This is a genomic window from Streptococcus sp. k-378, from assembly GCF_013277505.1.
GTDB lineage: Bacteria > Bacillota > Bacilli > Lactobacillales > Streptococcaceae > Streptococcus > Streptococcus pseudopneumoniae.
The window spans coordinates 1-11,798 of the sequence record NZ_VMNC01000085.1; the positions used below are offsets into that span (position 1 = coordinate 1).

Here is an 11,798-nt window from a genome sequence, read left to right on the forward strand (position 1 = left end):
AAAATAAGTTAAAGTCCTAAACTAATTTTCACAGCTAAGAATAGTAGAAGTTAATCTGATAAAAATCGAAAAAACCAGTGGAATTCCGTGTCAGGGTAAGTTCCACTGGTTTTCATAGTCTATTAAAGTTCGAATGAAACCTATTTATAGTAGATTGAAACTAGAATAGTACACCTCTAATTCTAAAACATTGTTAGAAATCGATTTGACTGTCCTGATCTATTCGTCCTATTCTTATTTCATTTTACAATATAAAAGAAATAAATACAGCTGACTATCATGATTTTTATAATCAAGCGATTACTGAAATAAGAAATGGGATAAAAATGGATAGAGATGTTACATAAGAAATTGTAAGAGGTCTGTTCCCTCTTGATAAAATGACTCTCATTTGACTTTTTGCACCAAAAGTAGCATCATATTCGGTGCAAAGGAGGTGCGATAGATGAACTATAAGCAGGAAATAGTAAACAGGATAGAAAATTTTGAATCGAATCAAATTTTTATAGCAAATGATTTCTTTGATATTGCAGGATATGAAACTGTTCGTAGTACATTAAATCGTCTTGTAAAAGACAAAAAGGTTACTCGCATTTTGAAAGGTATTTATTATAAACCAAAATATATAGAACTGATTGGAGAGTATGCAATGGCCTCTGTGGATGAAGTTGCTGATGCTATTGCTAGAAAATATAATTGGACCATTGCTCCATCGGGGAACACAGCCCTTAATTTACTTGGTTTATCTACGCAGGTACCAGCAAAATGGATCTATATATCAGATGGAAGATATGCCAGTTTTAATGTTGGTAAGGCAAGAATAGAATTTAAGCATAGAAATAATGGAGATATTTCAAATATGTCAACCTTAACTGCAATGGTGATACAATCTGTCAAGGCAATAGGGAAAGAGAACATTACTTCTCAGCAGATTGACTACTTACGGAAAAAATTATCTGAAGAAGAAAAGTCAACATTACTAGCTGAAGGTAAAACTACAAGTGTCTGGGTATATAGTATTATCAAGAAAATATCAGAGGTATAGGGATGTTTGAGGATAAATCGACTGGGAAAAATAAATCAATTTCTCAGAATGTTTTTAGAAGTGACGGTGTCTATTCTAGCTTCAATCTACTAGAAATTCCATAGATAGAAAACTAGATGGTTCCTACAGATAGGGCTGATCTAGTTGATGTGAGATGCTTTGGCTTGCTAGAGGAATTGTGGATTGCCAAACTGTATCATTGAAATTATTGCTTAAATTTGTTATGATATAAATATGAATAAAAGTAGACTGGGACGTGGCAGACACGGGAAAAAGAGACATATATTATTGGCTTTGATTGGTATTTTAGCAATTTCTATTTGCCTATTAGGCGGATTTATTGCTTTTAAAATGTATCAGCAAAAAAGTTTTGAGCAAAAGATTGAATCGCTCAAAAAAGAGAAAGACGATCAATTAAGTGAGGGAAATCAGAAGGAGCATTTTCGTAAGGGTCAAGCCGAAGTGATTGCCTATTATCCTCTCCAAGGTGAGCAAGTGATTTCCTCTGTTAGGGAGCTGATAAATAAAGACATTAAGGACAAGCTAGAAAGTAAGGACAATCTTGTTTTCTACTATACAGAGCAAGGAGAGTCAGGTTTAAAGGGAGTCGTCAATCGTAATGCGACCAAACAAATCTATGATTTAGTTGATTTTAAGGTTGAAGAGACTGAAAAGACCAGTCTAGGAAAGGTTCACTTAACAGAAGATGGGCAACCTTTTACACTTGACCAACTGTTTTCAGATGCTAGTAAGGCTAAGGAACAGCTGATAAAAGAATTGACCTCCTTTATAGAGGATAAAAAAATAGAGCAAAACCAGAGTGAGCAGATTGTAAAAAGCTTCTCTGACCAAGACTTATCTGCATGGAATTTTGATTATAAGGATAGTCAGATTATCCTTTATCCGAGTCCTGCGGTTGAAAATTTAGAAGAGATAGCCTTACCAGTATCTACTTTCTTTGATGTTATCCAATCTTCGTACTTACTCGAAAAAGATGCGGCCTTGTACCAGTCTTATTTTGATAAGAAACATCAAAAAGTTGTCGCTCTAACCTTTGATGATGGTCCAAATCCAGCAACGACTCCGCAGGTATTAGAGACTCTAGCTAAATATGGTGTTAAAGCCACTTTCTTTGTGCTTGGGAAAAATGTTTCTGGGAATGAGGACTTGGTGAAAAGGATAAAATCTGAAGGTCATGTTGTTGGAAACCATAGTTGGAGCCATCCGATTCTCTCGCAACTCTCTCTTGATGAAGCTAAAAAACAAATTACTGATACTGAGGATGCGCTAACTAAGGCGCTGGGTTCTAGTTCAAAACTCATGCGTCCGCCTTATGGAGCCATTACAGACGACATTCGCAATAGCCTCGATTTGAGCTTTATCATGTGGGATGTGGATAGTCTGGACTGGAAGAGTAAAAATGAAGCATCTATTTTGACAGAAATTCAGCATCAAGTAGCTAACGGCTCTATCGTTCTGATGCATGATATTCACAGTCCGACAGTCAATGCCTTGCCAAGGGTCATTGAGTATTTGAAAAATCAGGGTTATACCTTTGTGACCATACCAGAGATGCTCAATACTCGCCTAAAACCTCATGAACTGTATTATAGCCGTGATGAATAAGCAAGAAAAAATAGGTCTGTCAGATATGTGATAGACTTATTTTTTACAGAAGATAGTACTAATTAGCAAAAAAATTATGCTATAAATGATAAAGAAAATAGAAGGAGAAGCATATGAATACCTATCAATTAAATAATGGAGTAAAAATTCCAGTTCTAGGATTTGGAACTTTTAAGGCTAAGGATGGGGAAGAAGCCTATTGTGCGGTGTTAGAGGCCTTAAAGGCTGGTTATCGTCATATTGATACGGCGGCGATTTATAAAAATGAAGAAAGCGTTGGTCGTGCCATTCGAGATAGTGGAGTTTCACGAGATGAATTGTTCGTAACTACCAAGCTGTGGAATAGCCAACAAACCTATGAGCAAGCTCGTCAGGCTTTTGCAGAGTCTTTAGCGAAGTTGGGCTTGGATTATTTGGATCTGTATTTGATTCATTGGCCAAATCCAAAACCGCTTAGAGAAAATGACGCATGGAAAATCCGAAATGCTGAGGTCTGGAGAGCGATGGAAGACCTCTATCAAGAAGGCAAGATCCGTGCTATCGGCGTTAGCAATTTTCTTCCCCATCATTTGGATGCCTTGCTTGAAACTGCAACTATCGTTCCTGCGGTCAATCAAGTTCGCTTGGCGCCAGGTGTGTATCAAGATCAAGTCGTAGCTTACTGTCGTGAAAAGGGAATTTTATTGGAAGCTTGGGGGCCTTTTGGACAAGGAGAACTGTTTGATAGCAAGCAAGTCCAAGAAATCGCAGCAAATCAAGGAAAGTCTGTTGCTCAGATAGCCTTGGCCTGGAGCTTGGCAGAAGGATTTCTACCACTTCCAAAATCTGTCACAACCTCTCGTATTCAAGCTAATCTTGATTGCTTTGGAATTGAACTGAGTCATGAGGAGAGAGAAACCTTAAAAACGATTGCTGTTCAATCGGGTGCTCCACGAGTTGATGATGTGGATTTCTAGAAAATCATAAAAAGAATTGTACATTATTCTAATTTTTGATATAATAGTCAGCAGGAAAGAAAGTCTTATGGCGTTCTTCAAGCGAGCTTGGGATAGTGGGAGCCAAGTAGGGCAAAATAAAGTGCTGGCGCTTTCTGTAGTATTTTCAAAAACAATGAAGTAATAAATTAGGGTGGAACCGCGTTTCTGACGCCCCTAGGTTAAATCAACCTAGGATTGTTGGACGCGGTTCTTTTGCTTATTCAGTCTATTGTGTGAAAGAAAGGAGAGACGTGGAAAACCTTTATCTTGTAAAAGACGATAGTCAACTAGCTACATTTCGTGATTTTGTAGTAAGAAATACTGAAAAGTTGAAAGATTATCAATCTTTTTTAAAGAATGAACTTGCAGTCTGTGATTTACCGCAAGCCGTTATTTGGTCAGATTTTAATGCTGCTACACAGATTATTAGGGAAAGCGCTGTTCCAGCCTATACAAATAATAGACGAATGGTTATGACGCCTGATTTAGCTGTTTGGAAAGAGTTATATTTGTATCAGTTGATGGACTACAAGTGTTCTCAGCAAACTCAAGCAATAGAAAGTCACTATCATTCTTTATCTGAAAATTTCCTCTTACAGATTGTAGGACATGAGCTAGCTCATTGGTCGGAGCATTTTTTAGATGATTTTGATGGTTACGACTCTTATATCTGGTTCGAAGAGGGGATGGTTGAATATATTAGTCGCAAGTATTTCTTGACAGAAGAGGAATTTCAAGCGGAAAAAATTTGTAATCAATCTCTCGTAGAACTTTTTCAGAAGAAGTATGGTTGGCATTCACTGAATGATTTTGGTTCTTCGACTTATGATAAGAAATATGCAAGTATTTTTTATGAATACTGGCGCAGCTTTTTGACAGTAGATAAGTTGGTAGAAAATTTAGGTAGTGTACAAACGGTCTTAGATTCTTATTATCTATGGGCAAATACAGATAAAACTCTTCCCTTGTTAAATTGGTTTGTTCAGCAGAAATTAATTGAAAAAGAAATATAAAAACTAAAGGAGTAAACAATGTCTAAAAAATTGACTTTCCAGGAAATCATCCTTACTTTACAACAATTTTGGAATGACCAAGGTTGTATGCTTATGCAGGCTTATGACAATGAAAAAGGTGCGGGAACGATGAGTCCTTACACTTTCCTTCGAGCTATCGGACCTGAGCCATGGAATGCGGCTTATGTAGAACCATCACGTCGTCCTGCTGACGGTCGTTACGGGGAAAATCCTAACCGTCTCTACCAACACCACCAATTCCAAGTGGTCATGAAGCCATCTCCATCAAATATTCAAGAACTGTACCTTGAGTCTTTGGAAAAATTGGGAATCAATCCGTTGGAGCATGATATTCGTTTCGTTGAAGACAACTGGGAAAATCCTTCAACTGGTTCAGCTGGTCTTGGTTGGGAAGTTTGGCTTGATGGGATGGAAATTACTCAGTTCACTTATTTCCAACAAGTCGGTGGATTGGCAACTGGACCTGTGACTGCGGAAGTTACCTATGGTTTGGAGCGTTTGGCTTCTTACATCCAAGAAGTAGATTCTGTCTATGATATTGAATGGGCTGATGGTGTAAAATATGGAGAAATCTTTATCCAACCTGAGTACGAGCATTCAAAATATTCATTTGAAATTTCTGATCAAGAAATGTTGCTGGAAAACTTTGATAAGTTTGAAAAAGAAGCTGGTCGTGCCTTGGAAGAAGGATTGGTGCACCCTGCCTATGACTATGTTCTCAAATGTTCACACACCTTTAACCTGCTTGATGCGCGTGGTGCTGTATCTGTAACAGAGCGTGCAGGCTATATCGCTCGTATCCGTAACTTAGCCCGAGTTGTAGCCAAAACCTTTGTCGCAGAACGCAAACGCCTAGGCTACCCACTTTTGGATGAAGAAACAAGAGCTAAACTCCTAGCAGAAGACGCAGAATAAAGAGAGTGACAAATTACGAAAATGGGCGAACAGAGTGAGCCCTGAGCCAGTTGCCGCAGTGATGAAGGTATCCTTAGTGAAGCTAAGGATACTAGGCAAAATTGGAGACTTTTGGCTCCAATTTTAGCAATGAAACAACGAAGTTGGTTGCTTGCGTGCCAATCACATAAGGCAAACTGGAAAATAAAAAGATACTTTTCGGAGAAAAAACATGACAAAAAACTTATTAGTAGAACTCGGTCTTGAAGAATTACCAGCCTACGTTGTCACACCAAGTGAAAAACAACTAGGAGAAAAAATAGCAGCCTTCCTCAAGGAAAACCGCTTGTCTTTTGAAGCCATTCAAACCTTCTCAACACCACGTCGTTTGGCTGTTCGTGTAACTGGTCTTGCAGACAAACAGTCTGATTTGACAGAAGATTTTAAGGGGCCAGCAAAGAAAATTGCCTTGGATAGTGATGGAAATTTCACCAAAGCAGCTCAAGGATTTGTTCGTGGAAAAGGATTGACTGTTGAAGATATCAAATTCCGTGAAATCAAGGGTGAAGAATATGTCTATGTTACCAAGGAAGAAATTGGTCAAGCAGTTGAAGCCATTGTTCCAGGTGTTGTGGATGTCTTGAAGTCCTTGACTTTCCCTGTCAGCATGCACTGGGCTAACAACACCTTTGAATACATCCGCCCTGTTCACACTTTGACTGTTCTTTTAGATGAAGAAGAGTTTGATTTGGATTTCCTTGATATCAAGGGAGGTCGTGTGAGCCGTGGTCATCGTTTCTTGGGGAAAGAAACCAAGATTCAGTCAGCCTTGAGCTATGAAGAAGACCTTCGTCGTCAGTTTGTAATTGCAGATCCACGTGAACGTGAGCAAATGATTGTTGACCAAATCAAGGCAATCGAAGCTGAGCATGGTGTAGGTATCGAGATTGATGCTGATTTGCTGAATGAAGTCTTGAACTTGGTTGAATACCCAACTGCCTTTATGGGAAGTTTTGATGCTAAATATCTTGAAGTTCCAGAAGAAGTTTTGGTGACTTCAATGAAGGAACACCAACGTTACTTTGTTGTCCGTGATCAAGATGGTAAAGTCTTGCCAAACTTCATTTCTGTTCGTAACGGAAACGCAGAACATTTGGAAAATGTCATCAAAGGAAATGAAAAAGTCTTGGTAGCCCGCTTGGAAGACGGAGAATTCTTCTGGCGTGAAGACCAAAAATTGGTGATTTCTGACCTTGTTGAAAAATTAAACAATGTCACTTTCCACGAGAAGATTGGTTCCCTTCGTGAACACATGATTCGTACGGGTCAAATCGCTGTACTTTTGGCAGAAAAAGCAGGTTTATCAGCGGATGAAACAGTTGACCTAGCTCGTGCAGCAGCCATTTACAAGTTTGACTTGTTGACAGGTATGGTGGGTGAATTTGACGAGCTCCAAGGAATTATGGGGGAGAAATATGCCCTTCTTGCTGGTGAAACTCCAGCAGTGGCAGCTGCTATTCGGGAACACTACATGCCTACATCTGCTGACGGCGATCTTCCAGTGAGCAAGGTCGGTGCAGTACTTGCTATTGCAGACAAATTAGATACGATTTTAAGTTTCTTCTCAGTAGGTTTGATCCCATCAGGTTCTAATGACCCTTATGCCCTTCGTCGTGCAACGCAAGGTGTAGTTCGTATCTTGGATGCCTTTGGTTGGCATATTGCTATGGACGAGCTGATTGATAGCCTTTATGCTCTAACATTTGACAGCTTGACTTATGAAAATAAAGCAGAAGTTATGGACTTTATCAAGGCTCGTGTTGATAAGATGATGGGTTCTACTCCAAAAGACATCAAGGAAGCAGTTCTTGCAGGTTCAAACTTTGTTGTGGCAGATATGTTGGAAGCAGCAAGTGCTCTCGTAGAAGTAAGCAAGGAAGAAGATTTTAAACCATCTGTTGAATCACTTTCTCGTGCCTTTAACCTGGCTGAGAAGGCAGAAGGGGTTGCTACGGTTGATTCAGCACTATTTGAGAATGACCAAGAAAAAGCTTTGGCAGAAGCAGTAGAAACACTCGTTTTATCAGGACCTGCAAGTCAGCAATTGAAACAACTCTTTGCGCTTAGCCCAGTCATTGATGCTTTCTTTGAAAATACTATGGTAATGGCTGAAGATCAGGCTGTCCGTCAAAATCGTTTGGCAATCTTGTCACAACTAACCAAGAAAGCAGCTAAGTTTGCTTGTTTTAACCAAATTAACACTAAATAAAATTTGATAAACGGACTTTATCTTATTACAGAGGAGAAGAAATGGATCCGAAAAAAATTGCTCGTATCAATGAGCTTGCTAAAAAGAAAAAAACAGAAGGCTTAACACCAGAAGAAAAAGTGGAACAAGCCAAACTACGTGAGGAGTACATCGAAGGTTATCGTCGCGCTGTTCGTCACCACATTGAAGGAATCAAAATTGTGGACGAAGAAGGAAACGATGTTACACCAGAAAAACTACGCCAAGTACAACGTGAAAAAGGATTACATGGCCGTAGTCTTGATGACCCAAATTCATAATATGTATTCTTTCTTTTTTAAAACTAAATGACTATAACATGAGATTTCCTTTCTCTTTTTACATAATACAATTTTAAAACTCCATTGAAACAGTTGTCTCTATAGAGTAGGAATTCCTGAAGAACAGCTTAGGTGACCTTCTTTATCGATGAGGATGGCTTCGATGCCCTCAAAACTTTCGACTTGCCAGAGGATAGAAGCATGTCTTTCTCCAAAGAGTCGAGTCGTTCAGATTTCGCCATCGACTGATTTATCAGAGATGATTGTTAGACTCGCTAGTTCCGTTTCAACAGGATATCCTGTTTGATTAGACTTCCTGCGAAACAATATATGGTAGAATAGTTCTATGAATTATGAAGCAAGTAAACAACTAACTGATGCACGATTTAAGCGTCTTGTTGGTGTTCAGCGTACCACTTTTGAAGAGATGTTAGCTGTATTAAAAACAGCTTATCAACTTAAACACGCAAAAGGTGGACGAAAACCTAAATTAAGCCTAGAAGACCTTCTTATGGCCACTCTTCAATATGTGCGAGAATACCGCACTTATGAACAAATTGCGGCTGATTTTGGTATTCACGAAAGCAACTTAATCCGTCGGAGCCAATGGGTTGAAGTAACTCTTGTTCAAAGGTGGTGTTGCGATTTCAAGAACTCCTCTCAGTTCTGAGGACACGGTAATGATTGATGCGACGGAAGTAAAAATCAATCGCCCTAAAAAAAGAATTAGCGAATTATTCTGGTAAAAAGAAATTTCACGCTATGAAGTCTCAGGCGATTGTCACAAGTCAAGGGAGAATTGTTTCTATTGTCATGATATGAAGTTGTTCAAAATGAGTCGCAGAAATATCGGACAAGCTGGTAAAATCTTGGCTGACAGTGGTTATCAAGGGCTCATGAAGATATATCCTCAAGCACAAACTCCACGTAAATCCAGCAAACTCAAGCCACTAACAGCTGAAGAGAAAGCCTGTAACCATGCGCTATCTAAGGAGAGAAGCAAGGTAGAGAACATCTTTGCCAAAGTAAAAACGTTTAAAATGTTTTCAACAACCTATCGAAATCATCGTAAACGCTTCGGATTACGAATTAATTTGATTGCTGGTATTATCAATCATGAACTAGGATTCTAGTTTTGCAGGAAGTCTAGTAGTAAAATAAACTAAAAATCTGTTGCATAATAATGATAAAAACGATATAATGAAAGCGTCTTCGATATTGATGATATAAAATCATTAAAAATTAGCAAAAATCGTTTAATTAGTTAGTTTATAATCTATTGGTCTTCTTCAGTCCAGTGTATCTGCTAAGACCGTTCTTAAAAGTTATCGCTATGATTGGAATACCTACTATAGGTATAGTATGAATTACCACAGATATGGATATATTGTCATTCCGGAATGGTCTTCTTATTATAGCTATTCTGAGTATAAAGTTGGCGGAGGCTGGAACTACGATCGTTATGAGGTAGTAAACCATTACAAAGGAGGCTATTGATCCTTAAAGAGTGAGAAAAAGGAGGACTGGATATGTTACAGCTTACTCATGTGACCTTAAAAACGCGACAAGTCATCTTACAAGATGTAGATTTCACCTTTGAAAAGGGCAGTATTTATGGCGTTCTTGCTATCAATGGCTCTGGAAAGACGACCCTGTTCCGCACCATTAGCAACTTAATTCCCATAAGTAGTGGACATATCGCAGCTCCTCCTTCTTTATTTTATTATGAGAGTATTGAATGGCTGGATGGAAACTTAAGTGGGATGGACTATCTTCGCCTTATCAAAAACATCTGGAAGTCAGGTCTGAACTTGAGGGATGAAATTGCCTATTGGGAAATGTCGGACTATGTCAGCCTTCCCATTCGCAAGTATTCCTTAGGGATGAAGCAACGCTTGGTGATTGCCATGTATTTCCTCAGTCAGGCCAAATGCTGGTTTATGGATGAGATTACAAATGGCTTAGATGAGTATTATCGACAGAAGTTTTTTGATAGGCTAGCACAAATCGATAGACAAGAACAGCTGGTTCTTTTAAGTTCCCACTATAAGGAAGAGTTGGTTGATGTCTGCGATAGAGTAATAACCATTCATCAGGGGCAGATAGAAGAGGTTCCGTTATGAAAGATATTAGCCTATTTTTATTAAAGAAAGTTTTCAAAAGTCGTTTAAACTGGTTTATCTTACTTTTATTTGCATCTGTACTCGGTGTTACCTTTTATTTAAATAGTCAGACGGCAAACTCACACAGCTTGGAGAGCGAGTTGGAAACCAGTGTTGTAAAATATGAGAGAATCATCAATGAAAATGAAGTGAAGCTTTCCCAAATGTCTGACACCAGCTCGGAGGAATACCAGAGTGTTAAAAGTAATTTAGACTTGCAAAAAAATTTTTTAACGCAAAAGAAAGAAATTTTGACTTTACTAAAAGAAGGACGATGGAAAGAAGCCTATTATTTGCAGTGGCAAGATGAAGAGAAGAATTATGAAGTTATGTCAAATGAACCGACTGCTAGCTCTGACTTTAAAATGGCGGTTGACCGCCAACGAAAGATTTACCAAGCCCTGTATCCCTTGAACATAAAAGCACATACTTTGGAGTTTCCGACCCACGGGATTGACCAGATTGTCTGGATTTTAGAGGCTATCATCCCAAGCTTGTTTGTGGTTGCTATTATTTTTATGCTAACGCAACTATTTGCAGAAAGATATCAAAATCATCTGGACACAGCTCAGTTATATCCTTTTTCAAAAGTGGCATTTGCTTTATCCTCTCTTGGAGTTGGAGTGGGCTATGTAACTGTGCTGTTTATCGGAATCTGTGGATTTTCTTTTCTAGCGGGAAGTCTGATAAGTGGTTTTGGACAGTTAGATTATCCCTACCCAATTTATAGCTTAGCGAATCAAGAGGTAACTATTGGAAAGATACAAGATGTGTTATTTCCTGGCTTGTTCTTAGCTTTCTTAGCCTTTATCGTCATTGTGGAAGTCGTGTATTTGATTGCTTACTTTTTCAAGCAAAAAATGCCTGTCCTTTTTCTTTCACTCATTGGGATTGTTGGCTTATTGTTTGGCATCCAAACAATTCAGCCTCTTCAAAGGATTGCACATCTGATTCCCTTTACTTACTTGCGTTCAGTGGAGATTTTATCTGGAAGATTACCTGAGCAGATTGATAATGTCAATCTAAATTGGAGCATGGGGATGGTCTTACTTCCTTGCTTGATTATCCTTTTGTTAGTGGGGATTTTATTTATCGAAAGATGGGGAAATTCACGTAAAAGGGAAGTTTTTAATAGATTCTAGCATTTCTATACGGAAAATAAGTAAAAACTAATATAGAGAGGGAATCAACTTGGTTCTCTCTTTTTGATGTGGAAACCAAGCCAAAATACAATGAAAGTTCTATAATGAAGTTAGCCACCCAGCCCTCCTAAAAATTAGATGTTTCAACTAGCTTATAGCTAGCCCTCGATTTCATTTGATAAGAGGCTTGATGCTGTTAGGCTGACAAGCCAAGGCTAAGATTAGCCTTGGTTTAGCTGACAAAACTGCTTCAAGGGTTCCTCTTGTCAAATGAAAGCTCTTCTAGGCATAAGAAAACACCTCTGTGTTATACTTGTTGTTCAATCACAAACGCCAAATTTCAAGTTCAA

At 38.6% G+C, this 11,798-nt stretch carries 10 protein-coding genes and 2 pseudogenes; 11 read left to right on the forward strand and 1 reads right to left on the reverse strand.

Going from position 1 to position 11,798, the window contains the following annotated elements; translation table 11 throughout:
• Positions 1 to 445: 445 nt before the first annotated feature.
• The 7 genes from HT719_RS08565 (at position 446) to HT719_RS08595 (ending at position 8,144) form a co-directional block, all read left to right on the forward strand.
• Entirely contained in the window at positions 446 to 1,045 is a 600-nt protein-coding gene (locus tag HT719_RS08565; RefSeq protein ID WP_172928897.1) for a DUF6088 family protein, read from the forward strand.
• A gap of 234 nt (positions 1,046 to 1,279) precedes the next feature.
• The gene (gene pgdA, locus HT719_RS08570) at positions 1,280 to 2,671 is read left to right on the forward strand and encodes a peptidoglycan-N-acetylglucosamine deacetylase PgdA (RefSeq protein WP_054393103.1); all 1,392 of its coding nucleotides are present in this window, start codon (positions 1,280 to 1,282) and stop codon (positions 2,669 to 2,671) included.
• 113 nt (positions 2,672 to 2,784) lie between these two features.
• On the forward strand, positions 2,785 to 3,627 hold the full coding sequence (locus HT719_RS08575) for an aldo/keto reductase (protein ID WP_172928899.1): 843 nt from the start codon (positions 2,785 to 2,787) through the stop codon (positions 3,625 to 3,627).
• A gap of 272 nt (positions 3,628 to 3,899) precedes the next feature.
• Positions 3,900 to 4,661, forward strand: coding sequence for an elongation factor Tu (locus tag HT719_RS08580; protein WP_100104279.1), 762 nt, complete (start codon positions 3,900 to 3,902; stop codon positions 4,659 to 4,661).
• A gap of 18 nt (positions 4,662 to 4,679) precedes the next feature.
• Positions 4,680 to 5,597 (forward strand): glycine--tRNA ligase subunit alpha, encoded by a 918-nt coding sequence (gene glyQ, locus HT719_RS08585; RefSeq protein ID WP_000038736.1) that lies wholly within the window; start codon positions 4,680 to 4,682, stop codon positions 5,595 to 5,597.
• A gap of 211 nt (positions 5,598 to 5,808) precedes the next feature.
• Positions 5,809 to 7,845: a glycine--tRNA ligase subunit beta gene (gene glyS / locus HT719_RS08590; RefSeq protein WP_172928901.1), complete on the forward strand. Its 2,037-nt coding sequence runs from the start codon at positions 5,809 to 5,811 to the stop codon at positions 7,843 to 7,845.
• A gap of 41 nt (positions 7,846 to 7,886) precedes the next feature.
• Positions 7,887 to 8,144: a DUF896 family protein gene (locus HT719_RS08595; RefSeq protein ID WP_000371287.1), complete on the forward strand. Its 258-nt coding sequence runs from the start codon at positions 7,887 to 7,889 to the stop codon at positions 8,142 to 8,144.
• Between the two features lie 99 nt (positions 8,145 to 8,243).
• On the opposite strand, the pseudogene HT719_RS08600 reads toward HT719_RS08595, so the two are convergent.
• Positions 8,244 to 8,453: pseudogene (locus tag HT719_RS08600) on the reverse strand (FAD:protein FMN transferase); the annotation flags it as partial.
• A 37-nt stretch (positions 8,454 to 8,490) separates the two neighbouring features.
• On the opposite strand from HT719_RS08600, the pseudogene HT719_RS08605 reads away from it, so the two are divergent.
• The 4 genes and pseudogenes from HT719_RS08605 to HT719_RS08615 all read left to right on the forward strand — a co-directional run bounded on the left by HT719_RS08605 (position 8,491) and on the right by HT719_RS08615 (position 11,448).
• Positions 8,491 to 9,277 (forward strand): annotated as a pseudogene (locus HT719_RS08605) (IS5 family transposase).
• A 145-nt stretch (positions 9,278 to 9,422) separates the two neighbouring features.
• On the forward strand, positions 9,423 to 9,641 hold the full coding sequence (locus HT719_RS11685) for a hypothetical protein (protein ID WP_033605204.1): 219 nt from the start codon (positions 9,423 to 9,425) through the stop codon (positions 9,639 to 9,641).
• 32 nt (positions 9,642 to 9,673) lie between these two features.
• A complete protein-coding gene (locus tag HT719_RS08610; protein WP_172928902.1) occupies positions 9,674 to 10,267 on the forward strand; it encodes an ABC transporter ATP-binding protein in 594 nt (197 codons plus the stop codon).
• The gene (locus tag HT719_RS08615; RefSeq protein ID WP_172928904.1) at positions 10,264 to 11,448 is read left to right on the forward strand and encodes a hypothetical protein; all 1,185 of its coding nucleotides are present in this window, start codon (positions 10,264 to 10,266) and stop codon (positions 11,446 to 11,448) included. Before HT719_RS08610 ends, HT719_RS08615 begins: the two co-directional genes overlap by 4 nt.
• Positions 11,449 to 11,798: the final 350 nt, after the last annotated feature.